Genomic DNA, 21897 nt, shown 5'->3' on the forward strand with positions numbered 1-21897 from the left:
TCGTTTTCCGTCGGTCAGTGCGTCACATCTATGTGGATCGAGAGCATGCGTGGTCGTGTGAGTGAGGTTTCGCCGGCGGTCATCTGTGCCGACCCTGACGAGAGCGAGCAGTCGGTCACGGTCGATGCGCTCGCCGACGCCGGGTACGAAGTCGACGCGGTGACGACCGTCTCGGATATCGAGCAGGCCGTCCACGAGTGGACCGACTGTGTCGTGACCGCGGCCGCGTTCCCGGACGGCGACGCGTTCGACGTTGTCGAGGCGGTCCGCGGAGTGAACCCGGACTGTGTCTGTATCCTGTTTACCGACACCTCTCCCTCCGACCTCCCGCGGGGACGGCCCGAGCAGGTCGTCGAGTACGTCCCCCGGACCGTCCGGAACGCCCGCGAGCGCCTCGTCGATATCGTCGGATCGACGCTCGGGGGGGCGGGACAGGCAGCCTATCCGGTCCCCAAGGACGAGGGGGCGCGGATCGCCGCAGTCAGGGAGTACGACATCGACGAACTCCGTGCGGCGGACGCGTTCGACCGGGTGACCGAACTCGTCGTGAGCCACTTCGACATCGACGTTGCCTTCGTCGGCCTCGTCGACGCCCACGAGGAGCAGTTCGTCGCCTGCGAGGGGGCAAACTGGTCGACGCTGTCGCGCGAAGACACGGTCTGTACCCACACGGTGTTGACCGACGAGGTGATGGTCGTCGAGGACACCCACGAGGACCCGCGGTTCGCGGCAAACGATCGCCTCGACGAACTCGACATCCGGTCGTACGCCGGGGCGCGGATCACCGACGCGGACGGGAACGCGCTGGGAGCGGTCTGCTGTATCGACGGGGAGCCGCGCTCGTACAGCCACACAGAGCGCGCGGACCTCCGGCGGTTCGCCGACGAGGTCGAGGAGCAACTACGGCTCCGGAAGCGACTATCCGGGGAGGAGATGTGAGATGGACCAACTCGACACGCAGTACGGGTTCGGTGACCTCCCGCTGTCGCCGGTCGGCCCCGGGACGAGCATCCTCGTCGCCGGGCCGATACTGGGTGGGACACGCCGGTTCGCGCTCGAAATGCTGACCGCGGGGACCGACGACGGGGTCGTCGTCATCACGGCCGACGTAAGCGCACAGGAAGTCCTCGCCGGGCTCGACCGGACGGCCGAGGACGCCACGGACGGCCGAATCCGGGTCGTGGACTGCACACAGGATCGTGACGGCGACCTCGGCGAGTTCGTCGCGTCGGTCGGCACGCCCGCCGACCTCACCGGGGTCGGGATCGAGTACGCCGGCCAGTACGAACAGGTGTACGCCCGCGGCTTCGACGCCGTCCGGACCGGGATCTACACGCTGACGCCGCTGCTCGTCTACAGCGACGACGTTCGCCCGGTGTACCGGTTCGTCAACACGGTCGCGAGCCGGATCCGTACCGCCGACGGGTTCGGCGTCTGTGTCATCGACCCCCGGGCACACGACGAGCGCGTCCTGGGGAGCATCGCCCAGGCGTTCGACGGTCGGATCGACCTCCGGGAGTCCGACACCGGTCACGAGCTCAAGGTCAGAGGCCTCCCCGGCCAGCCGACGGAGTGGACGCCCGTAGAGGGATAACGCAAGCGTTTTCTCCGCCCACCGCACGCTTGCCACTAATGACCGCCTACACTGCCACCGTCACCGTTCGGCTCAAGCGGGGCGTCTTAGACCCCGAGGCCGAGACGACACAGCAGGCGCTCGAACGGCTCGGCTTCGAACTGTCGGACCTGCGTTCGGCAGACGTGTTCGAACTGGATCTCGATGCCGACAGCGCCGACGAGGCCGGCGAGCGCGCCGAGGAGATGACCGAACGGCTGCTGGCGAACCCGACCATCCACGACTACGACGTGGAGGTCGCCCAGCGGGAATGACCGTCGCCACGATGACGCCGATCCCCGGTTCCCCCACGGAGTGGTCACTGTGACCGTCGCCGTCATCCAGTTCGGCGGTTCGAACTGCGACCGCGACTCCGTCCAGGCGCTCGAATCGCTGGGCTTCGACGCCGAACTCGTCTGGCACGAGGACGGCCTGCCCGCCGACGCCGACGGGATCATGCTCCCCGGCGGGTTCTCCTATGGCGACTACCTGCGGGCCGGCGCGATGGCCGCCCGCTCGCCGATCATGGAGGCTGTCCGGGCGGCCGCTGCCGACGGGACGCCGGTCCTGGGTGTCTGTAACGGCGCCCAGATCGGCTGTGAGTCGTCGCTCACCCCGGGCGTGTTCACCACGAACGAGAGCGCTCGCTTCCAGTGTGAACACGTCCACCTCCGCGTCGAGAACGCCGAGACGCCCTGGACGAGCCACTACGACGAGGGCGAAGTCGTCGAACTCCCGATCGCCCACGGCGAAGGCCGGTACGAGATCACCGACGACCGACTCGACGAACTGGAGGCCGAAGACCGCATCCTGTTCAAATACTGCGACGAGGACGGGGAAGTCACCCCCGAGGCCAACCCCAACGGCTCGAAACACAGCGTCGCCGGTGTCGTCGGCGAGGCCGAGCACGTCGCCGTGATGATGCCCCACCCAGAGCGGGCCTCACTCGAAGACCTGGGCCGGACCGACGGTCAGGGTGTCCTCGAAGGGTTCGCCCGGTAGCGACGGGCAGGCCATCGAGGTCGAGATCGACGTGAACGCGGTCTGGCCGCCCTCCTCGATACGGACCCCGAGCGAGCGGTCGTTGCAGTCGAACGCCGACCGCTCGACCGGGTAGACTGCAGTCCCCTGTGCTGTGTCGACGGTGACCCGATAGGCGGCGGGCCGGTGGAACACGATCACGGCCGCCGTGTCGGTCGGCATCGATATCGTCCGGTCGACGATCGTCTCGTTCGTCGGGCGGTGGACGACGGTAAGCGGGACTGACGTGTCTGGGCCGTCGTTCTCGACGACGAACCCGACCGCCTCCGAACCACCGCTGGCGGACGCTCCGACGTGGATCGTCTCGTCCGTCCTCGCGCTGTCGTTGAGGAACGGCCAGAGGACCCCGTCGGGCGGTTCGTCGGTGATCCGCACGTCGGGCGGTTCCGCGAACGGGCCGACGCCGGCGGTCGCGGCGCCGGCGGTGGCGAGCGCGACTGCGAGGAGGGCGACTGCGAGTGGGCGGCGCATACCGGAGGCTCCGCTACCGTGGGTATGTGTCTTGTGTCGTGCTCCAAAGGGAAAGGGTGGGGTCGCTGGAGCGTGTGACAGGTTCCGGCGGCCCCTATCGACAGGTATGGACGCCACGCTTATAATGGCCATCCTACCGGAGTGAAAGTGAAAGTGGCCGGAGGGAGCCGTCTGTGTCCCGGTATCGGCTTCCGGGCCCGAATCGAGACCGAGGCGACCGAGTCCCGACACGAACGGTTTCCCGGAGTGGGGCGAGAGACCGATATGGACGCCCGGTCGACGCGACGGCGGGCGACAGCCTGGAGTGGGCTCGGGGCTGTCGTCGTCGACCGCGGTGGCCGCCTGTCTCGGGTCGCACTCGACGCGAGGCTCGTTCCGGTGCCGGCCACCGGCGAGGACCCCGCCGGCCGCCTCCGAACGTGGCTCACGCTCGCCGGCTACGCTCCTCACTGGCGGGACGGGGGCCGTCGGCGCGGTGCTCGGACGCCTCGCGACGCCACCGCGAGTCACGGCCGCGCTGTGCCTGCTCGCCCCCGTTGCCGTCGTCGGACTCCTGCTGTTCGACGCCGTCCTCCCGCTGTCGGTACGGCGCCTCGTGGTTCGGACGGCCGGGTTTCTGGTTCCGGTCGGGGCGGCCTGGATCACGGTCGGTGCGTTCGTGTGGCGCCGCGGTCGTCACCGCGCCAGCGGCAGCGAGTAACTGCGCTCGCGTTCCAGGACGGCCTCCCAGGTCGCTTCGCACTCACACTCGACCTGCTCGAAGACGGTCGGGTCCTGGCGCAGGTCGAAGTCCTTGATCGCCCGCTGGACCCGGTCGTCACACTCCCCGCAGTTGTGCGGGCCGCGGTCGCTGCCGTGGCCCACCGGATCGGAGACGACGATCACGTCCTCGTCCGCGGTCGCCTCCAGTACCTCGGCGACCGACCAGAGCCACGGCGGGCGGTAGCCGCCGTCGTGGTACAGCTCCTCGACCATCGTGTACCGCTGGACGTTACAGGGGTTCATCGAGACGGTGTGACAACCCTCGACGCCGGCACAGCGACGGACCGAGGAGATCATGTCGTCCAGTGCCTCCCCCTCGGACAGGAAGGGCGGCTTCATCAGGAGGTAGGCTTTGATGCCCGCTCCGGCGTCGCGGGCGGCCGTGCAGGCGTCCTCGAAGTCCGCGAAGTCGAAGTACTTGTTCACGCAGTCGTGGCGCACGCGGTCGGTCGCGGTCTCTAGGCCGACCGCCACGTCGGTCTCCAGGCCGGCGTCGACGAAGTCGCTCACCCGCTCGTGTTCGACGAAATCGGGCAGCGACTCGACGACGATCCGCTCCCGGTCGCTGAAGGTGTCGGCGATGGCCTTGCGGGTCTCGGCGGGCACCTCGCGCTCGTCGAGGAAGCTCCCCGAGGTGTAGATCTTGATGAGGCCGCTCTCCTCGTCGGCCTCCTCGGCCTCGTGGTCGAGACAGTGGTCGATCTGTGCCATCAGGTCCTCGTGGGCGACGCTGCCGCCCTCGACGCTCTCGGCGACGTAGCCACACATCGTACAGCCGCCGGCGCGCGCCCACCGGCAGCCGCCGGTGTTCAAGATGATCGTCAGGCTCTGGTAGACGCCGTCGGGAGTGTTGTCCTCGTCGATCCACACCCGGGTCGGCTCGCGGGGGTCGTAGGTGGAGTCGTTGCGGGACCGAACCTCCCGCATCACGGCGTTGTGGGCGTCCATGCCCTTGCCCTGCTCGTAGACCTCGGGACTGGGCTTGCTCATTGGGGCGGGGTAGCCGACGGGGGCGTAAATCTCCTGCGTTAGTCGGCCTGGCCGAGGTGACGGCGGACGACGAGCCACGCCACACAGGCGAGGAGCGCGCCCGTGGTGTTTGCCACGAAGTCGGCGCCGCTCGTCCCGCGGGAGGAGAGCAGCCCCTGGAGGAGTTCGATGCCGCCGCCGTAGGCGACGACCGCGACGGTCAGCGCGACCGCCGGGCCGGCAGTCCGGGGGTTCCGGGCCCACGCGAGCACGCCCGTCAACGCCGCGTACCCGACCGCGTGGACCCACTTGTCCAGCGCCAGTCCGAACAGGGTCGGGACCCGGTCGCCGGCGCTCTCGGGTACCGGAACCAGCGAGGCGGCGAGGATCAACAGGGCCAGGATCGCCGCCGGGAGGTGCCGCCGGCGCCGGGACGGTTCCATGGCGTCCCGTTCGCCCCGTCGGCCGATAAGTCGCGCGGTCCGGTCCAGTTAGCGCTCGTCGGTGTGGCGCATCTGGACCGCGATCCCCCTCGTCGAGGACTGCATCTCCGGGCCGCTCATCTCGGCGCGGCCGACGCCGAAGGCCGCGTCGCCCCGGACGACCACGTCGTCGCCGACACGGATGTCGTCGCTGGCGTCGACGATCCCCGGCGCCAGCACGGAGCCGTGCGGGACGAACGGCTCGATCTCGACGGTCTTGGTCGGCACGTCGCTGTCGACCCAGTGGCGCGCCCCCGCGGTCGTCAGCGACAGCGTGCCGTACTGCTGGGCCAGCGCCGCCAGTTGCTCGCCGTCGGCGTCGTCGGCCCTGAGCTGTGGGTACCGCCCCTGCGTCGAGAGGTCGTCGAACAGTTCGTCGCCCGCGCCGGCACCGAACTGGTAGTCCGCGACCGCCCGGATCGTGTTGTGCTCGCGTTCGCGCTTGGGGTACTTGCCCCAGCCCTCCAGTTCGGCCGCGAGGTTCCCGAGCGAGTCGGCCGTCGTGGGGTGGTCCGTGACGGTGTAGGTAAACTCCCGGTCCAGCGCGTCCTCGACGCGCTCGCAGATCTCGCGGTACCCCTCGCCGGGGACGTGGGCGATGATCTCCGGGTAGTCGGCGTCTTCGAGGTACCGTTCGAGGACCTGACTGACGAACTCGATCTCGTTGGCGCTCCAGGTGCCCGTCACCACCGAATCGTAGTGTTGCGCGGGGTAGGTCAGTTCCAGTTCCTGGGGGACGACGCCGATGGGGGAGGTCATCGAGACGACGTGGGCGCGCCACTGGATCGCGTCGTGGTACTGCTTGTGACTCTGTGAGTCGCTGTAGGGCTTGCGTGCCGAGCACGGGACCAACACGAGCGGCCGGTCGTCGAACCGGGGTCGGTATCGCTCGGTGACCCGCTGGGCGAACCGCTGGATCTCGACGCGGCGGATGGCGTCCTCGGTGGCGGCCGCGAGTTGTGCCCGCCGGACCAGCGGCGTGCGCTCCTCGACGTAGCCGTACCCCTGATCCAGCCGCCGGACCGTCGCCGTCAGCCAGTTGTCCTGGCGGGCCTGTCCCTCGACGTAGTCCCGAAGCCGGCCGTCCCTGATCCGGCGGCGGACCCGCCGGAGTTCCGCGGCCAGCGCGTAGACGTTGTGGGCCACGCAGTCCTGGCGGTCGAACTCGTCACGGGGCGTCTGGCAGGCCGGACACGCACAGGGGAGTTCGTCCAGGTCCTCCAGGAAGTACGCCTCGTCTGTCGTGAGGTAGCGCCCCTCGGTCCCCCGGATGACGGCGCGGTGGGGGTCGACCAGGTCGACACCGGCGTACACCAGCGTGGCGACGTTGCGCGGCGTGGCGACGCCGGGCAGATACAGCGCCGTGTCGGCCGGGACCGCCTCGCGGACGGTCGTCACCGCGTCGACGAACGCGGCGGCGTGGCCGACGACGCCGGGCGCCCCCGAGAGGACGTAGGCGTCGGTGCCGTGGTCGGTGGCAGTGTCGGGCGCGACGACGGCGGCGCTGGGAAAGTCGACGGACTGGGGGTCGGCGGCGAAGGCCTCGCTCACCTCGTCGGGGGTCCCCGCGGGGAGTCCCCGGTGGGGGAGGACGGTCAGCGTCGACTCGTCGCCCTCGGGCGGATCGGGGTCGCTCGTCCAGCGACTCCCGGCGTCGGCGAGGATCCGGTGGGGCTCGCCCGGCGTGTCCGCGTCGGCGTCGTCCACCAGCGCCGGCGTCGTCACGGACTCGGCGAGGCGAAGCTCGCCCAGTCGCGCGGCGGCGTCGCGCTCGTGGACCTCGAAGTAGTCGGTCATGTCCTCCCGTCCGCCACGGGCGAGTAACTATCTTGCTCTTCGGAGCCCGCTCGGATGCGGGCGGTGGCGTCCGCGTGCCCGCGTCGTGCGTGGGCTTTTCGGCGTCGCCAGCGTAGGCAGGCTATGGTCGGCTCCCGAGCCGCGACGGCCGCCGTCGGGGTAGCCCTGAGTCTCCTGGTGACGGCGGCGCTGTGGTGGTACTTCGACACGCTGTTGGTCTTCCTGTTGGTCCCGTTCGTCCCGTTCCTGTTCCGACGACTCGGCGACGACGGTCCGACGGTCGTCCAGGAGTGTCCCCACTGTGGGTTCCAGGCGACCGTCGAGTCGTACGACTACTGCCCGCGGGACGGGAGCCGGTTGGAGCCACGCGACGGCGCTAACTAACGGTCGGCAACGGACGACGGATCGAGGCGGTCGACGATACCGTCGAAATCGTCGTCGAAACTCAGTACGGCATCGATATCGTGGTGATCGATCATCGCAACGGTCATCGCATCGGTGAAACTGAGTTCGTGATCGGCGTACGTTTCGTGTGTGGCCACAGCATCGTCGAAGAGTGACGGCGAGCTATACAGGAGGTCGATCGCGGACGGATAACCGTCCCCTCGGAGACGCCGTCCGACCGCCTGTCCGGCAGCGGTGTTCCCAGTCCGCCGATGGGTGAGTGTCACCACCTCGTCGTACACGTATTCGCTTGTCAGTACCTGGCCGTAGGATGCCTGGCGAAGGACTTCGTTCAATGCCGCAACACCGACAGCATGACGGCTGGCGTCCGTGTCGTGGTGGGCGTAGAAGACGCCAGTGTCGACGAAGACACTCATCCGTACAGGATGTCGTCGATGTCCGCCTCGGTAGTCTCGACACCCGAAGAGATCATCCCGCCGTTGAATCGTTCGAGTTCGTCGGCATCGAGTGAGGTGGTTCCCTCGCGGAACGAGTCGATGAATTCGGCTCGAGAGTCGATCGCTGACTCGACAAGTCGTGCGAGAATATCCTGTTGTGTGACCTTCTTTCCGGTTTTTAGCTTTATCTCGGCTTGTAGCTCTTCGAGTTTTGATTTGGTGTCCTCGTCCATCTTGACAGCCGTCGCCATACCTGTGAGTTTCGTCTACAACTGGGTTAACGTTACTATTCGTCACGGTGCCGGCCATCCTCGGGGAAAACTGGTTCCAGCGTACCGCTCGCTGGCAGACGGCGTTAGACCGGATAGGGACTCCCCAGCACAAACATCAATACCCCTGGCCGTCGTTTGGTGGGTCCATGGGAGACGACCGAACGCTCGTAAAAGACATCATGACGACGCCGCTGGAACGCATCTCGCCGGACGCCGAGATCGTCGAGGCGGCGGCTGTCATGCGTGACAAGGACATCAGCGCCCTGCTCGTCACGACCGCACCGCCCTCGATCATCACCAGCACGGACATCCTCGACGCCGTCGCCCAGGAACGAGACACCGCCGATCTGCTGGTCTCGGACCTGATGACCGAATCCGTCGAGACGGTCCCCCCGGAGTTGCCCCTGACGGAGACGGCGGCGATGATGACGAACTTCGGGATCAACCACCTCCCGGTGGTCGACGACGACTACATCGGGATGGTCTCCTCGTCGGACATCACCGGTGAGATGCACTGAGCGGGGAGAACTCACTTACGCTCTGGCGTGGAGATCCCGAAGCCGGACCCGGTCGGGGACCCGTTCGAGCGCCGTCGCCGGCCAGTCGTCGTGGACGAGCGTGAACGACGTATCGGGGTGGAGGGAGACGAGCCGCGCGACCCCGTCCGCGGCCGTCTCGTACGCCGCCCGGTCGGTCCGGTCGGGTACCTCGGCGGTCAGCGGATACGTCTCGGAGAGTTCCCGCGGATACGGGCCGAAGGGCGGGACGACGCCCCAGGTCTCGTCGTAGTCGCTGTTGGAACTCCCCTCGGTCAGGAGCACGTCCGCGCCGGCGAGTTCGAACCGGTCGAGCCGTTGCTGGTGACGCAGGACTTCGGGCCGGCGGGCGCTCTCGGTCGAGGTGTGGAAGAACGCGTCCTTCGAGACCCGATCGGTCCGTTCGAGTTGCGCCGCGTAGTCGAGCAGCGTCCGGTAGCCGTCGAGCATCGTCGGGTGGCCCCGAGCACGGGAGTCGACCAGTTCGAGGAGGTTCCCGCTCCGGATCGCCTGCCGGACGGTCCGGATCTCGCCGTAGGTGACGTGGAGGTTGTGCCGGGCAAGCAGTTCCTCCCGGTCGTCGTCGGCCAGCGACCGGACCGCCTCGGGGTCGTGTGCGGTACAGACCGGACACTGACAGGGGAAGTAGTCCAGTTCGTCCAGTTGCTCGGTCCCGCGGACCGTCAGGTAGCGGTCGTCGCGGGCGTACAGCGCGTAGGCCGCCGAGTCGAACAGGTCACAGCCGAGCGCGGCCGCCAGCGCGAACATCATCGGGTGGCCGGCGCCGAAGAGGTGGACCGGCCCGCGCTCGCCCAGCCCGCGCTTGCACGCGGCGACGACATCGACCAGGTCGTCGTAGCGGTACTCGTTCATCAGCGGGACGACCGCGCCGATGGGGAACACGTCCAGCCCGGTCGCGGCGGCATCCTGTGCCGCTCGCTCGCGGAGGTCGGGGTACGTCGCGCCCTGGACCGGCGCGGTGACGAGCATCTCGCCGGTGTCGACTTCGGTCGCCCGCTCCAGGCGCTTCTGTGTCGTTTCCTGCTCCTCGGTCGCCTGCTCGCGGGACACGTCCGGCGGCGTCGGGATGTCGACCGGCGTCCCGATGTCCGACCCAATCTCGTGCTGGAACCCGAGGATCTCCTCGGTGGTGACATCGATCTCGCCGTACTCGGCCAGTTGGAAGGAACCGGAGTCGGTCATGATCGCGCCCGAGAAGTCGAGCAGGTCGTGCAGGCCCTGCTCCAGTGCCGGCTCCCGGAGTTCGTCGGACCCGTGGAGGATGTAGCTGTTGGTGATGAGGATCTCCGCGCCGAACTCGGATTCGAGCGTCGACGGCGCGACCGTCTGGACGTGGGGGTTGACCACCGGCATCAGCGTCGGGGTCTCGACGGTGACTCCGGCTCTGGGCACCGTCAGTTCCCCCACCCGACCTGCGGCGTCGTAGGTCCTGACCTCGAAGTTGCTCATTACCTCCGGTGGACGGGGCGCGTGCCTAAGGGTTGTGTTGTCGGGCGCCGCCGACTACCGCTCGAACAGCGCGTAGTACATGATCCCGACCGCCGACCGACCGTCCCGAATATCGCCGGTTCGGACGCGTTCGAGCAGCTCCTCGAAAGTCGTCGTGTCGACACGGATCGACTCGTTGAAGTCCAAGTCCTGCTGGCCCGTCGGCGTACAGTCCGTCGCCAGGAAGTAGTGGAACACGGAGTCGGCGTAGCCGTTGGCCGGCTCCGCCGTGTAGAGAAAGTCGACACCGCCGGTCTCGTAGCCGGTCTCCTCGCGGAGTTCACGGTCGACGGCCGCCCGCGGGTCGGCGTCGTCGTCCTCCAGACTGCCGGCGGGGAGCCCACAGTTGACGCGGCCGACCGCCTGGCGCCACTCCTCGATGACGACGACATCGCCCTCCCCGGTAAAGGGGAGCACGACGACGCTGTCGCCCTCCCGGAGGTAGTCGAAGTCCGTCTCGGTGCCGTCGGGGAGGCGCACGTCCTCGTGGACCACGTCGAACCCCGGACAGTCGTAGGCGGTCTCGGCGGACAGCGTCTCCCAGGCGAGGTCGTCTGGCATGACTCGCTCTGGGGACGCCGCCGGCAAACCCGTGACGGTCGGTGGTGCCACAAGACGTACCCCTGTGGCGACGGAACTGTCGGTGCATGAGAATATCGACGACGGTCATGCTGGTCGGTATCGGTCTGTTCGTCCTCCCGCTTCCGGGGACGTTCATCACTGGCGCGCTCGTGGTTCTCGCGGGCGCGCTGGCCCGCTGGCTCGGCGTGTAGGCCCCTAGAGCTTCGTCTGTTGCTGGGCTTGCTCGGCGCGGCGCGTCGCTTCTTCGAGCCGTCTGTCGGCGGCGTTGACGATGGCGTCGGGGAGCGCCGAGCGCGCGATCGACAGCCGTTCCCCGACCTGTTCGAGCGCGTTCGCGACGCCCCTGAGCTGTTTGTCCGCCCCGGATCGGTTGCCCGATTCTGCCCTGTTCGCCGCTTTCTGCGCCCCCGAGGCGACCGCCGAGAGCGCCTGTGTGAGCCCGCGGACGGCGTTTGCCTGGCCCGTCACGTCCCCGCCGGAGACGGCGTCGCCGACGGCGTCTACCACGTCGCCGGTGTCGATATCGCCGCTCTCGATGTCGGTCGCCGCGACGATGTCCGTCTGTGTCTCCTCGGCGATCGCCGCCAGGAACCGGGCCAGCGACGCCTTCCCGGTGGTGAGTTGCTCGACAGCGACCGCGGTGGCGTCCGCCGCCGGGTTCACGCGGGCGGCACCGACGGCGCCGTCGGCGTCGCGGACCTCGGTGGTGTAGGCGCCGCCGCTGTGGACGTAGACGGCGTCCGGGCCGGTCAGCGGCGCGTCGTACAGCCGGCCGCCGAAGTCGTCGGCGATCGCCAGCTCGGTCAGTTCGCTGTCTGCCTGCGAGGGGTCGACGGTGACCTTCGTCGCGTCGGCGTTTGCCACGAGGGGGATTTCCCCGTCGACGCCGGCCACGGTCGGTTCCCCGCCTTCGCTGACGGTGAGTGGCTCGCTGTGGGGGGCGGTCCCGGCGGCGTTGACCGTCAGGCGGTGCTCTCCCGGAGGCACGTCCCGGAGGACCGCCGTCCCGGCGAAGGTCGGAACTGCCTCGGGGTCGCTCTCGAGGAGTGCGACCGCCTCGTACGAGGTCGATTCGGTCGTGACGCCGGAGCCCTCCGGCGCGTCCGGCGAGGTCACGGTCTCCGCGACCGTCCCGAAGACGACCGTCCCGGGCGCGGGTGCCCCGATCGCGTCGTACCGCTCCGACAGCGCCTGCCGGTGGTTCGGTTCCGTGATGTCGGCCGCCGGGTTCTCGTAGCGCGGCTGGTTCCACGGCGCGCCCGTCGTCGTGATGTGGCCGGCGATCGCGTCCTCGGCAGCCTGTGGGACCGAGAACTCGAAGCTGAGCTGTGGCCCGGTGAAGTCGGTGATGTGTTCCAGCTCAGTCGTCGATACCAGGTCGTAGTCGATATCGGCCGACGACGCCCGCTCGCTGTAGTCGAAGACGAGTCCGTTCTCCCGCCGTGGCAGCTCCGACGGTGGCTCCGAGAGATCGGCAAACGAGCGGACGGTCAGTTCCGACGGGACCAGTGCCGACCGGTCGACGTTCGGGAGTCGGTCGTGCTCGTACAGCGGTTCGCCGTCGAGTTCCGGGATCACGTACGGCAGTCGGGAGCCCTCGTCCCGGGGGAGTCCGTAGGCGATCGGGACCGACGCGACATCTTCGATGCCTTCGAGGGCACTGTTCGTGATATCGGCGAAGCTGCCGTCGGTGGGAAGCCGCTGAAACTGGTCCGGCACGTCGTTGACCGACAGCGCACTGGAGTGTGAACCCAGCTCCGAGAGGACGCGGGGGACTTGCTCGGGCTCCGGGTCGAGGAACTCGTTGTTCGGCACCCGTCGGGAGTGTGAACTCGCGACGTGGAGCTGTGGCTCGCCGCTCTCCGTGTCGACGAGGACGTGTAACACCTCCCAGTCGTGCCAGTGGAAGTTCGTCGTGAACTGGTCGAACGCCGAGTAGAACCAGTACTGGACCGCTACGAGCGGCGACTCCTCGTAGGCGACGACGTTGTAGAAGACGGTCGGTGCGGGCGGGTCGTCCGCCTCGTAGTCGCGGTGATAGCCGTCGAGCGCGTCGAAGCCGTCGACGACCGTCTCGCCGTCGCGCTCGCTCGTGTACGGTCGCGGATCGGTCGGGAACCACCGCTCGTCGGTGTCGAAGTACAGCGTCGGCGCGTACGTCCTGACGAGGTCCAGATACGGGTCGGGCTCGTCGGTCTGTGTCCCCGTCCCGTCGCCGTCGGTCACCTGGACCGTCGGGCCGTCGGGCTCCGGTGCGGTCCCGGGACAGCCCGCCAGCGCCGCCCCACCGACACCCGCGACCGTCCGCAGCAGGGTCCGGCGGTCGATCGAGCCAGCGGGCTCGGGGGTCATCGTTCCCGCCTCACACGAGAGCCGTCACGACAGGGGGCAGAGCGAATCGACATACCGGCCACCTATCGGTAGGGCTGCATATGTCTTCCGGCCCGGTCGTCAGTACGTCGTGAACCCCTCGGTGTCGAGGTAGTTGTGTGCGACGGTGATCGCGTGGTCCGCGTGGAGCCGTTCGGGGCCGAGCGAGACACGCTCGTCGGCGTACTCCGCGAGCAGCGCCGCCTCCTCCTCGCGGAAGTCGTGGTGGTCCGACAGCACGAACACGGGGTCGGTCGGCGTCGGTACGTCGACGACGGGGTCGCCGTCGCCGTGGAGTTGGACGACCGTCCCCGACTCGGCGACGGCCTCCAGCAGTCCCGCGAACCCGCGCCGCGTGAGCGAGACGCCCGGCGAGGTCTCGACCGGAACGTGACCGATGGCTTCCTCGCGTTCTTCGAGCGCGTTCCGGACGAGCGCCGCCGTCGAGCGCTCGTCGGGGTTGAGTCGCCGCAGATCGGTCCCGTCGAAGGTGATCGTGTACTCGTCGCCAAGCACCAGATGCGTCCTGACTGTCTCCCGGATCGCGTGGCTCAGGAAGAAGGCGCTGGTGACACACCGACAGAGGACATCGAGGCGGCCGGCACCGCCCGCGAGGTCGTCGAGCGAGAAATCGGGCGTGGTCGGCGCGTCGTGGCCGACGACGACGAACTGGCGCATACCGAGCCGTCGGTCAGCACCGCCTTACGTGCATCGACACCGACCGCAACACCTGTTCACAGGCTAATCTTTAACTACCGTGCTAACACATCACTAGCCGATGGCGACGAAAACCGAGTTCTGCGCACACTGCAACGGCGAACAGCCAGTCCACGAGGACAAACCCTGGCTGCCGACAGTCTGTCTCTCCTGCGGCCGTGATGTCTGATGGCGGGCGGCCCGTGACCCCGTTCCCGTGATACAGGCGGAAAGGCACGTCACGTGTCCGGGTTCGCGTTCGAGTCGCGAGACGCGGGTCTCACAGACTGGGTCCCGGGCTGGCCCCGTGACGGCCACGCGACGCCGTCCCGAATCGTGACACCCGGATAACGTATCTCACGGCACTGCTCCCGCCCAATTTTTGATTCTGATACGAGGAGAGACACAGCTAAATGTGACTCCGGTAGATCACGGATATGGGCACGGACCTGGGGAGCGGGGAACAAGCTCTCGGCGGTATCAGACAGCGATTGGCGTTCATCCCGGACGGGAGGACGATCCCGGACGAGGTCTGGGAGACACGTCACAAGTACTTCGTTCTCCTGGTGTTGGGGCACGTCCCGTTTCTCGTGGTGCTGGGCCTGTTCGAGGGCACCGAGACGACCGTGACCGGCATAACGCTGCCGTCGATCCCGCTGGGGATGCTCCTTCTGCAGAACGGGGTCATCGCGGCGTTCGCGCTGGCCGCTGCGGTCCCGCGGCTGAACCGCCGGCTCCGGACGGTCCTTGCCGTCACCGGGCTGGCATTCACTTCCGGAACGCTCGTCTACGTCACTGGGGGCTACATCGAGGCGCACTTCCACTTCTTCGTCGCTATCGGGATCGCCGCGATCTACGAGGACTGGCTCCCGTTCGGCATCGGGATCGCATACGTCGTGCTCACCCACGGCATCTTCGGGACGATCGACCCGTCCAGAGTGTACAACCACACCGCGGCACAGATGCACCCGTGGGTCTGGGGGCTGATCCACGGCGCGTTCGTCGCCATGCTGGCGGCTGCCCTCACCGTCCACCTGAGTTCGATCGAACAGTCCCGACGCAACGCACAACACGAACTCGAACGGGCACGGGAGCGCGCGACGGAGATCGAGAACCTCGAAAAGCGACAGGCCGAGATCGAGGAGGAGAAACAGGAGGCCCAACGGCTCAAAGCCGAGGCAGAGCGAGAGCGCGCCGAGGTCGAGGAGTTGAACGACCACCTCCAGACGAAGGCCGAAGCGTACCAACACGCCATGGAACAGGTCGCTGCCGGCGACCTGACCGTCCGCGTCGACTCCGAGAGCGACAGCGACGCGATGGTCGGGATCGGGGAGACGTTCAACGGGATGGTCGGGGACATCGAGACGACCATCGCACAGATACAGTCTTTCGCCGAGGTCGTTCAGGAACAGACGGACGCCGCCGATACGAGCACTCGGCAGGCCGCAGCGGCCAGCGATAGCGTGAGCACGTCCGTCCAGGAGATGGCCACGGCGACCGAGGACCAACGACAGATGCTCGACGAGGTCGCCGGGGAGATGTCGGACCTCTCGGCGACCGTCGAGGAGGTCGCCGCCTCGGCACAGGAAGTCACACAGGTGTCCGCGGAGACGACCGAGATCGCGACCGACGGGCAGGCGTTGGCCGACGACATGATCGCGGACGCGGAACAGGTCCAGGCGTCCATCGAGACGGCAGCCGAGACCGTCGCGGAGCTAGAGACACAGATGGACGAGATCGCGGAGATAACCGATGTCATCGCCGACATCGCGGAACAGACCAACATGCTCGCGCTCAACGCCAACATCGAGGCCGCGCGGGCGACCGGTAACGGGGCCGAAGGGGCCGCCGAAGGCTTCGATGTCGTCGCGGCCGAGGTCAAGCAGTTGGCCGAGGAGACCCAGGACTCGGCCGGCGACATCCAGACGCGGATCGAGGAGACACAGGCCAAGACCGGCGAGGTCGTCTCACAGGTCAGGGGAGCGAGCGAGCGGATGGCCGACGAGATCGAGGCGGTCAACGAGGTCGCCGACGCGTTCCAGCGGGTCGGCACCAACGCGGACCAGACGGACGCCGGCGTCCGGGAGATCAGCCAAACCACGGACGAGCAGGCGGCAAGCAGCGAGGAGGTCGTCTCCATGATCGACGAGGTCACGGCGATCAGCGAACAGTCGGCTGCCGAGGCCGAAAGCGTCTCCGCGGCCGTCGAGGAACAGACCGCGTCGATGACCGAGGTGAGCAACAACGTCTCGCGGGTCGCCGAACAGGCCAGCGAACTGGAGGAACTGTTGACGACCTTCAGCGTCATCCACAGGGCCGACTGACCCGCCCGATCGCTTCGGCTCGTTCAGGACCACCAAGACGAGCTTCCCGAGGGATGGGTATAGTAGATCTACAGCTGTGTGATACGGAAACCGCCTGTACTGAGCGATCGAGGCGATGAACTCATCAACTGTTGATGATTTCAACAATCCCGACAGTCCTATTCTCAGCAGTATCAACCACTTGCCCCCGACACCACGCCACTGTCGGTTAATATCGACCACCAGACACCCCTGTCAGAATGCGGAAAGCCCGCGAATACGGCACCGCCGACAGCCACTCGACCAGCTCGTCGGGCTGCTCCCGCAAGACTTCGAAGAAGTGGACCAGGTCCTCGTCGAGGTCGTTGTACACCTCCACCGTACTCCGCTCGGTGTCCTTGTTCACCAACACACCCGCGGCGCCGCCGAACACCTCGACGAAACACTCGTGCTCGGGCACCTCCTGCAAAATCCACGACGCGAGGCGACTCTTCCCACCGGGGAACGGAAAGACGGCATCGCCCACGATCAGACCTCCTCCACGCCCTCGACGTAGATCCCGTCGAACGCCACTAACAGGTCCAGGACCCACTCGGGTGGGTCGACATCGACGGCCAACTCCGCGGTCGCGGTCGTCGTCAACAGTCGTGCCACGCCCTCGGCGTCGACGCCAAAGGCCCACGACTCGTCGGCTTCGATCTCAACCCGGCCAGCAAAGTCCGGGTCCGAGCGGAACAGTCGAACGACGACGCGCTCCCCATCGATTCGCTCGGTAACAGTGCGGTGTGGCTGCTGTGTTCGTGCCATGCAGTCGGGTCGACTAGACCCGGGGGAATAACGCTGAGGCGGGCGCGTAACCGGGAGCCACAGAGCGGTAAATTCGTCACCCAGATCAGCCCACATACTGCCCACAACACCCACGAACGGCCGATGACTGGGACGTAACCGGGAGTGACTGGAGACGCCGCCCTCGGGCGGTTACGGAAGTGACCGGTAGATAGTCGCGGAGCCGGTCCCCTCGGTTTCGATGAGGTCGTACCGGCCCAGGCTCCGAAGATATCGTCGCCGACTCGATCGGGATTTCGGCGCGTCCGACCGGGCTTCGTAGCGGGCATGCAACGTCCCGGCATCGAGTTCGCCAGCCTCGTCGATGATCCGGTACAACGACCGGGGGTGGGTCCCAAGCGAACGGACCCGTAGCTCGCGAATCTCGGCCTCAGCGTCTTCGATCACAGCAGCGACCACGTCGGGTGTCAACCGTCGTCGATCAGTCGATTCGACATGGTCGGCCGCCGGGCGAAGGATCGCGATCGCCCGGCGGGCGTCACCGGCGGCACTGTCGGCGATCGCCTCGACAGCGGCGTCCTCGACGCGAGACTTCAGGAGCCCGTGTGCGACGCGACTGTCGAGGATATCACACAGCTCGGCGTGGCTGTACCGGTCCAGTCGAACGGTGGCCGCGCTCTGCATCCGGGACGTTGCCTGTGCGCTGAGGTCGGCGAACCACTCGTCCTCCTGGAGCGTGATACAGATGAGCGAGACGTTGGGCAGGCCCCAGAGTGCCAGCAGGGGTTGCTCCGCCAACACGGAAACCTCGTCGAGGACAGCGATAATCTGGTCGTCACACTCCCGGAGCCGGTCGATTGCGTGAGCGGTCGACATACCCTCACGTGGGAGGTCGGCACCGACTCCCACCTCCCGTACCAGCCGATGCAACACCGCCGCGGGGGTGGTGTCGGCCGTACAGTCGACGTAACCCCACCGCAACTCCAAGAGCTCGCGTTCCAGCCGGGAGAGCGTATACTTCGCGATAGTCGTCTTTCCGGCCCCGCTCGGACCGAAGATGCACACGTCCTCGGCCCGATCCAGCGCCGTCGGCGCCAGCGCTGCGGAGAGGTGGTCGATCTGGCCATCACGGTGATGCAGATCGCGCGGGACGAAGTCGGGTTTCAGGGCGCGAGCGTCAGTGATCATTGGTCGTGTGGGCAGCGGATTCGCCAGGTCGTCGCCAGCAGATCGCCGATGCGCTCGGTATCTGAACCGGAGTCACTGTCGGTCATCCGATCACCCGCGGCCGCGAGGGCAGCCATCGGCTATTCGTCCATTCGAGTCGGCGACAGTCACCAACAGTCAGCGGGACCATACCAGTCCATCTGCAGAGACGGATATACGCGTCGGCGTGTCGTTTCCGGGTTTCCGGAACGGCCCCTTCCTGCGGTTTGCCCGGGTTCCGGAATGACTGACGCCGGCAGAACCCACAGAGAGCCGGGCCGTCGCTCCCGAGTTCCGGACCCAGCCTCGTCGACAGCTTGGTCGGGTGGCCGTTTCCGGAAAGCGAGTCGAGAGACACGACCGAATTCGCCCCGAGAGCGCCTCACACCCCGCTCACCAGCCACAACACACGATAGCCACCGACTGTTTCCGGAAACATCCCGGCCACGGTTATATGCCGGCGCCACGAACGGATCGATAACAGATGATCCGCGATGCTCGCGTGCTCCGAGCCGGGTTCGTCCCGTCCGAAGTCGAGCATCGGGATGCGGAAGTCAATCACCTCTCGACCGTGCTCCAACCCATCACGGACGGCGAGCCGGCCGACACGGCCGTCGTCACGGGTCCCAGCGGCGTTGGCAAGACCTGCATCTCGAAGTTCGTCACCGAACGCCTCCGCGAGGAAGTCCTCGATGTCGAGTCCACGTACGTCAACTGCTGGCGGAACTTCACCCGCTACCGCACGCTGTACCAGATCCTCGACGACCTGGGCCAGACGATCAACATCCACCGCCAGTCCACACCCCACGACGAACTGGTCGATCGCCTCCAGCAGTACGACGGGCCGCGAGCGGTCGTCATCCTCGACGAAGTCGACCAACTCGAAGATCCGAACCTCATCTACGACCTCCATAGCCTCCCGCAGTTCGCGCTGATCTGCATCGCCAACAGGGAGCAGGACCTGTTCAACAGCGTCGACGAACGGCTCGTGAGTCGCCTCCGGGCCAGCGAACACGTCCGCCTGGAGCGCTATCACGACCCGGAACTCTACGACATTCTCGGGGCCCGTGCGAAGCGCGGGCTCGACCCGGACGTGATCAGCGACGACCAACTCTACCGGATCGCCGACGCCGCCGCCGGCGACGCGCGGCTGGCCATCGGGATGCTCCGGTCGGCCGCCAGCCGCGCCGACCGGGAGAGTAAGGATACGATCACCGACAGTATGCTCCTGGACGCGGCCGAAGACGCCCGGACACAGATCAAACAGAAGAGCATCGACTCGCTGACGCCCCACCAGCGACTCGTCTACGACATCGTGCGCGAACAGGGGCCGCTCACGCCAAGCGATATCTACGAGCAGTATAGTGAGCAGGCCGACGACCCACGCACCGCACGAACCTGTCGGACCTACCTCTCGAAGATGGAGCAGTACAACCTGATCGAGGGAGACGGCACCAGCCGGGATCGAACCTACTCGGTCGTCGATTCGACGAAGACCTCCGACATCTTCGAGACGGGGTGAGCGGGTTGGGGCGGTCGTGGGCCACGTAGTCTCGTCCGATTCGGTCCGCAGGGCACACTGTGGTCGGTGATCGGTTAATCCGCGGTGATACGGACAGAGCGTAGATGCACCACACGCGCCTCGCTTCCAGGCTAAAATCGACGAACTAACCATTCGGCAGCCATGCGAACTATACTATATCTCTGCCTCTGAAACACCGATCTGGGCTTAATAAGTGGTGAGTGACAGAAATGGAATATGGAAAAGCATCCGCAACCGCAACGAGGGACGAACGGAGATGTGATCTGGCACCGGGTCGGAGCATTCTTTGTCGACTCGATCCTCATGGGGCTACTCTGGCTTCCAGTTATCGTCGCCGGGGCAGCCCTCGGCGATATCGGTTCCCTCGTGCTGATGTTCATAGGGCTGGCTGTAACACTCGTGTACGGGTTTCTACTCGAGGGACTGTACGGCTACACGCCGGGGAAATACCTACTTGGATTAGTCGTTATCAAGTCCGACGGTTCAAACTGTACGATTGGCGCGTCAGTACTACGGAACCTGTTATGGATCGTTGACTCATTTCCGACGTTCAATCTCGTCGCAATGGTCTCAATACTGCTTACAGACGACAATCAACGGGTCGGTGACCTCGTTGCGGATACAGTCGTCGTCAAGCAACAGTAATCCGAACGGATCATCTCTGTTTGCCCTGTACTGACCGATTCGCCTGCCTGAAATCTGGACATGGTACAGTGCGCGCCCTGTTTACCACCTACGTCTCGCAACGACCGCGAGTTCCACCAAAACCCTCGATTCAGGAACCGGGGCTGGAAACGCATAGCGAAGCGGCACAAACCCCCTGACGGCAGCAGGCTACACCACGACTCCCGGCGCTTTCTGGAAATCCGGAAACGACACGCCTCGCCTTACGGAACCGGCCTGTCTCTATGTGAGTATGGATCGATCGTTGGCGCCGGACCAACCGACGCGAAACGCTGCGACGAACCGCTCGATAGTCGACGACCAAGACATCCTCCTGCCCTCGCTGGATCCAGGGCTCACACTGTTGGAAATCGACGGTGGCCGAGGCGTACCAGTGCTGCAATCCCTGGTCCTGGACCGCCTCCTGATGCGCGAGGGCCACGTGTTCTGGGCCGACGCACAGGGGTACGCGACGACGACCGCGCTGGCCAGGTTGGCACCCAGTCGTCGACTCCTCGATCGGATCCACGTCGCACGTGCCTTCACAGCCTACCAGCACTACAGCATCGTCCAGGATCTCGACCGGGCCGTGGCCGACCACATCCAGACCGAAACCACGCGCGACCCCATCGAAACGGTTCGTGACCGCCGCATAGACGGCCCCGACACCGACGGCGAGCGCGGCCACATCGAGCCGACACTCGTCGTTGCCCCGGCCCTGGATACGTTCTACCGGGCGAACGAGACCCTCGGTGATGAGCGAGCCAAGACCCTCCAGACGAGGGGGCTCGCAGCACTCGCACGGTACGCCGACGGCTACGACGTGCCGGTACTCGTTACCCGCTCGGCCGACGACGCGTTCGCCGCACCGATCGCCCAGCGGGCGAACACCCGACTCCAGTGTGAACTGACCGACCTCGGGCCACGCTTCGTCGGCGAGGAGTTCGAGACGACCGTCTATCCGGTCAGCGACGGGGCCTACCAGACGACCTTGGCCTACTGGCGCGACATTCTCGCCCACCGGGCCGACCAGGCCGGCATCGAACCCAGCGACACCTCCACGAAAGACGACGAGCCGTCGATCGGGACCGCCGACGGTGGCGTCACGATGCGCACCGACCCGGTCGCGGACGCACTCAGTGAATCGTCCGCGGGAGGGTGGTGATGGGCCGCACGAACCCGACCTTTCGCGATGCGCTTCGGGCCATCGAGGAGCGCTGGCAGGACTACCGACGAGCGCTCCGCAACCGTGACCAGCCCTACTTCGACCAGTTGTTCGGCTACGCCCGGGAGCATGCGGATGCGGCCGGGCTGTTGAACCACTCGACCCCGCATCTTCCGGCACTCCTGTCGATCGATCTGGAGCAAGAACGCCGGCTCGACGAACACGACGAGCGGCTGACCGAACTGGAGGCCACACTCACCGACGGTGGAGCCACCGACCGGGAGGAGTAG

At 66.7% G+C, this 21897-nt stretch carries 25 protein-coding genes and 1 pseudogene; 12 read left to right on the forward strand and 14 right to left on the reverse strand.

The annotated features are described in order from the left end of the window. Window positions 1–57 precede the first annotated feature (57 nt). Genes P1L40_RS05350 through purQ form a run of 4 tightly spaced genes read left to right on the forward strand, consistent with a single transcriptional unit; the run spans window position 58 to window position 2614 of the window. Window positions 58–939 carry a GAF domain-containing protein gene (locus P1L40_RS05350; RefSeq protein ID WP_284010293.1) on the forward strand — a complete coding sequence of 294 codons (882 nt, stop codon included), beginning with the start codon at window positions 58–60 and terminating at the stop codon, window positions 937–939. A 1-nt stretch (window position 940) separates the two neighbouring features. After that, window positions 941–1594, forward strand: coding sequence for a DUF7504 family protein (locus P1L40_RS05355; RefSeq protein ID WP_284010294.1), 654 nt, complete (start codon window positions 941–943; stop codon window positions 1592–1594). Between the two features lie 38 nt (window positions 1595–1632). Beyond that, window positions 1633–1887 carry a phosphoribosylformylglycinamidine synthase subunit PurS gene (purS, locus tag P1L40_RS05360; RefSeq protein ID WP_284010295.1) on the forward strand — a complete coding sequence of 85 codons (255 nt, stop codon included), beginning with the start codon at window positions 1633–1635 and terminating at the stop codon, window positions 1885–1887. Window positions 1888–1936: 49 nt separating this feature from the next. Then, window positions 1937–2614 (forward strand): phosphoribosylformylglycinamidine synthase I, encoded by a 678-nt coding sequence (gene purQ, locus P1L40_RS05365; protein ID WP_284010296.1) that lies wholly within the window; start codon window positions 1937–1939, stop codon window positions 2612–2614. Here the strand turns inward: purQ and P1L40_RS05370 are convergent. The 5 genes from P1L40_RS05370 to arcS all read right to left on the reverse strand — a co-directional run bounded on the left by P1L40_RS05370 (window position 2555) and on the right by arcS (window position 7134). After that, the gene (locus tag P1L40_RS05370) at window positions 2555–3124 is read right to left on the reverse strand and encodes a hypothetical protein (protein WP_284010297.1); all 570 of its coding nucleotides are present in this window, start codon (window positions 3122–3124) and stop codon (window positions 2555–2557) included. The genes purQ and P1L40_RS05370 overlap by 60 nt on opposite strands. Window positions 3125–3548: 424 nt before the next feature. Continuing rightward, on the reverse strand, window positions 3549–3803 hold the full coding sequence (locus P1L40_RS05375; RefSeq protein ID WP_284010298.1) for a hypothetical protein: 255 nt from the start codon (window positions 3801–3803) through the stop codon (window positions 3549–3551). Then, window positions 3800–4876: an archaeosine biosynthesis radical SAM protein RaSEA gene (locus P1L40_RS05380; protein ID WP_284010299.1), complete on the reverse strand. Its 1077-nt coding sequence runs from the start codon at window positions 4874–4876 to the stop codon at window positions 3800–3802. Before P1L40_RS05380 ends, P1L40_RS05375 begins: the two co-directional genes overlap by 4 nt. 38 nt (window positions 4877–4914) lie before the next feature. Then, a complete protein-coding gene (locus P1L40_RS05385) occupies window positions 4915–5298 on the reverse strand; it encodes a VanZ family protein (RefSeq protein ID WP_284010300.1) in 384 nt (127 codons plus the stop codon). A gap of 48 nt (window positions 5299–5346) precedes the next feature. After that, window positions 5347–7134: an archaeosine synthase subunit alpha gene (arcS, locus tag P1L40_RS05390; protein WP_284010301.1), complete on the reverse strand. Its 1788-nt coding sequence runs from the start codon at window positions 7132–7134 to the stop codon at window positions 5347–5349. 123 nt (window positions 7135–7257) lie between these two features. On the opposite strand from arcS, the gene P1L40_RS05395 reads away from it, so the two are divergent. Next, window positions 7258–7518 carry a hypothetical protein gene (locus tag P1L40_RS05395; RefSeq protein ID WP_284010302.1) on the forward strand — a complete coding sequence of 87 codons (261 nt, stop codon included), beginning with the start codon at window positions 7258–7260 and terminating at the stop codon, window positions 7516–7518. Here P1L40_RS05395 and P1L40_RS05400 read toward each other — a convergent pair. Next, a complete protein-coding gene (locus P1L40_RS05400; protein ID WP_284010303.1) occupies window positions 7515–7955 on the reverse strand; it encodes a type II toxin-antitoxin system VapC family toxin in 441 nt (146 codons plus the stop codon). The two genes, P1L40_RS05395 and P1L40_RS05400, sit on opposite strands and share 4 nt — an antisense overlap. Then, the gene (locus tag P1L40_RS05405) at window positions 7952–8227 is read right to left on the reverse strand and encodes a hypothetical protein (protein ID WP_379773153.1); all 276 of its coding nucleotides are present in this window, start codon (window positions 8225–8227) and stop codon (window positions 7952–7954) included. The genes P1L40_RS05400 and P1L40_RS05405 overlap by 4 nt, the downstream gene beginning before the upstream one ends. Before the next feature lie 167 nt (window positions 8228–8394). On the opposite strand from P1L40_RS05405, the gene P1L40_RS05410 reads away from it, so the two are divergent. After that, the gene (locus tag P1L40_RS05410; protein WP_284010305.1) at window positions 8395–8766 is read left to right on the forward strand and encodes a CBS domain-containing protein; all 372 of its coding nucleotides are present in this window, start codon (window positions 8395–8397) and stop codon (window positions 8764–8766) included. 15 nt (window positions 8767–8781) lie between these two features. Here P1L40_RS05410 and tgtA read toward each other — a convergent pair whose 3' ends face one another. Together tgtA and P1L40_RS05420 are read right to left on the reverse strand one after the other, a co-directional pair. Further along, window positions 8782–10254, reverse strand: a complete 1473-nt coding sequence (gene tgtA / locus P1L40_RS05415) for a tRNA guanosine(15) transglycosylase TgtA (protein ID WP_284010306.1) — start codon at window positions 10252–10254, stop codon at window positions 8782–8784. A gap of 54 nt (window positions 10255–10308) precedes the next feature. Next, complete coding sequence (locus tag P1L40_RS05420) at window positions 10309–10854, reverse strand: NUDIX hydrolase (protein ID WP_284010307.1); 546 nt, start codon at window positions 10852–10854, stop codon at window positions 10309–10311. 86 nt (window positions 10855–10940) lie between these two features. Here P1L40_RS05420 and P1L40_RS05425 point away from each other — a divergent pair, with 86 nt between their 5' ends. Further along, complete coding sequence (locus P1L40_RS05425; RefSeq protein ID WP_284010308.1) at window positions 10941–11066, forward strand: hypothetical protein; 126 nt, start codon at window positions 10941–10943, stop codon at window positions 11064–11066. A gap of 4 nt (window positions 11067–11070) precedes the next feature. On the opposite strand, the gene P1L40_RS05430 is transcribed toward P1L40_RS05425, so the two are convergent. After that, window positions 11071–13227, reverse strand: coding sequence for a hypothetical protein (locus tag P1L40_RS05430; RefSeq protein ID WP_284010309.1), 2157 nt, complete (start codon window positions 13225–13227; stop codon window positions 11071–11073). 99 nt (window positions 13228–13326) lie between these two features. Further along, window positions 13327–13923 carry a tRNA (pseudouridine(54)-N(1))-methyltransferase TrmY gene (gene trmY, locus P1L40_RS05435; RefSeq protein WP_284010310.1) on the reverse strand — a complete coding sequence of 199 codons (597 nt, stop codon included), beginning with the start codon at window positions 13921–13923 and terminating at the stop codon, window positions 13327–13329. A 455-nt stretch (window positions 13924–14378) separates the two neighbouring features. Here trmY and P1L40_RS05440 point away from each other — a divergent pair, with 455 nt between their 5' ends. After that, window positions 14379–16265: a methyl-accepting chemotaxis protein gene (locus P1L40_RS05440; protein ID WP_284010311.1), complete on the forward strand. Its 1887-nt coding sequence runs from the start codon at window positions 14379–14381 to the stop codon at window positions 16263–16265. A 250-nt stretch (window positions 16266–16515) separates the two neighbouring features. On the opposite strand, the pseudogene P1L40_RS05445 reads toward P1L40_RS05440, so the two are convergent. The 3 genes and pseudogenes from P1L40_RS05445 to P1L40_RS05455 form a co-directional block, all read right to left on the reverse strand. After that, a pseudogene (locus tag P1L40_RS05445) lies at window positions 16516–16770 on the reverse strand (DNA adenine methylase); the annotation flags it as partial. A gap of 2 nt (window positions 16771–16772) precedes the next feature. Then, window positions 16773–17051 (reverse strand): hypothetical protein, encoded by a 279-nt coding sequence (locus P1L40_RS05450; RefSeq protein ID WP_284010313.1) that lies wholly within the window; start codon window positions 17049–17051, stop codon window positions 16773–16775. A gap of 171 nt (window positions 17052–17222) precedes the next feature. After that, complete coding sequence (locus tag P1L40_RS05455) at window positions 17223–18218, reverse strand: Cdc6/Cdc18 family protein (protein WP_284010314.1); 996 nt, start codon at window positions 18216–18218, stop codon at window positions 17223–17225. 502 nt (window positions 18219–18720) lie between these two features. Here P1L40_RS05455 and P1L40_RS05460 point away from each other — a divergent pair. The 4 genes from P1L40_RS05460 to P1L40_RS05475 all read left to right on the forward strand — a co-directional run bounded on the left by P1L40_RS05460 (window position 18721) and on the right by P1L40_RS05475 (window position 21897). Beyond that, complete coding sequence (locus P1L40_RS05460) at window positions 18721–19758, forward strand: Cdc6/Cdc18 family protein (RefSeq protein WP_284010315.1); 1038 nt, start codon at window positions 18721–18723, stop codon at window positions 19756–19758. A gap of 279 nt (window positions 19759–20037) precedes the next feature. Then, entirely contained in the window at window positions 20038–20424 is a 387-nt protein-coding gene (locus P1L40_RS05465; protein ID WP_284010316.1) for an RDD family protein, read from the forward strand. A 412-nt stretch (window positions 20425–20836) separates the two neighbouring features. Then, window positions 20837–21607, forward strand: coding sequence for a hypothetical protein (locus P1L40_RS05470; RefSeq protein ID WP_284010317.1), 771 nt, complete (start codon window positions 20837–20839; stop codon window positions 21605–21607). Continuing rightward, window positions 21607–21897: a DUF8156 family protein gene (locus P1L40_RS05475; RefSeq protein WP_284010318.1), complete on the forward strand. Its 291-nt coding sequence runs from the start codon at window positions 21607–21609 to the stop codon at window positions 21895–21897. The genes P1L40_RS05470 and P1L40_RS05475 overlap by 1 nt, the downstream gene beginning before the upstream one ends.

It is taken from the genome of Haloarcula pelagica, from assembly GCF_030127105.1.
GTDB lineage: Archaea > Halobacteriota > Halobacteria > Halobacteriales > Haloarculaceae > Haloarcula > Haloarcula pelagica.

Coding starts and splice junctions, on each gene's coding strand:
- P1L40_RS05355 (WP_284010294.1), top strand. CDS start 941: ATGGACCAACTCGACACGCAGTACGGGTTCGGTGACCTCCCGCTGTCG.
- purS (WP_284010295.1), top strand. CDS start 1,633: ATGACCGCCTACACTGCCACCGTCACCGTTCGGCTCAAGCGGGGCGTC.
- P1L40_RS05370 (WP_284010297.1), bottom strand. CDS start 3,124: ATGCGCCGCCCACTCGCAGTCGCCCTCCTCGCAGTCGCGCTCGCCACC.
- P1L40_RS05380 (WP_284010299.1), bottom strand. CDS start 4,876: ATGAGCAAGCCCAGTCCCGAGGTCTACGAGCAGGGCAAGGGCATGGAC.
- P1L40_RS05385 (WP_284010300.1), bottom strand. CDS start 5,298: ATGGAACCGTCCCGGCGCCGGCGGCACCTCCCGGCGGCGATCCTGGCC.
- arcS (WP_284010301.1), bottom strand. CDS start 7,134: ATGACCGACTACTTCGAGGTCCACGAGCGCGACGCCGCCGCGCGACTG.
- P1L40_RS05395 (WP_284010302.1), top strand. CDS start 7,258: ATGGTCGGCTCCCGAGCCGCGACGGCCGCCGTCGGGGTAGCCCTGAGT.
- P1L40_RS05400 (WP_284010303.1), bottom strand. CDS start 7,955: ATGAGTGTCTTCGTCGACACTGGCGTCTTCTACGCCCACCACGACACG.
- P1L40_RS05405 (WP_379773153.1), bottom strand. CDS start 8,227: ATGGCGACGGCTGTCAAGATGGACGAGGACACCAAATCAAAACTCGAA.
- P1L40_RS05410 (WP_284010305.1), top strand. CDS start 8,395: ATGGGAGACGACCGAACGCTCGTAAAAGACATCATGACGACGCCGCTG.
- tgtA (WP_284010306.1), bottom strand. CDS start 10,254: ATGAGCAACTTCGAGGTCAGGACCTACGACGCCGCAGGTCGGGTGGGG.
- P1L40_RS05420 (WP_284010307.1), bottom strand. CDS start 10,854: ATGCCAGACGACCTCGCCTGGGAGACGCTGTCCGCCGAGACCGCCTAC.
- P1L40_RS05425 (WP_284010308.1), top strand. CDS start 10,941: ATGAGAATATCGACGACGGTCATGCTGGTCGGTATCGGTCTGTTCGTC.
- P1L40_RS05430 (WP_284010309.1), bottom strand. CDS start 13,227: ATGACCCCCGAGCCCGCTGGCTCGATCGACCGCCGGACCCTGCTGCGG.
- trmY (WP_284010310.1), bottom strand. CDS start 13,923: ATGCGCCAGTTCGTCGTCGTCGGCCACGACGCGCCGACCACGCCCGAT.
- P1L40_RS05440 (WP_284010311.1), top strand. CDS start 14,379: ATGGGCACGGACCTGGGGAGCGGGGAACAAGCTCTCGGCGGTATCAGA.
- P1L40_RS05450 (WP_284010313.1), bottom strand. CDS start 17,051: ATGGCACGAACACAGCAGCCACACCGCACTGTTACCGAGCGAATCGAT.
- P1L40_RS05455 (WP_284010314.1), bottom strand. CDS start 18,218: ATGATCACTGACGCTCGCGCCCTGAAACCCGACTTCGTCCCGCGCGAT.
- P1L40_RS05460 (WP_284010315.1), top strand. CDS start 18,721: ATGATCCGCGATGCTCGCGTGCTCCGAGCCGGGTTCGTCCCGTCCGAA.
- P1L40_RS05475 (WP_284010318.1), top strand. CDS start 21,607: ATGGGCCGCACGAACCCGACCTTTCGCGATGCGCTTCGGGCCATCGAG.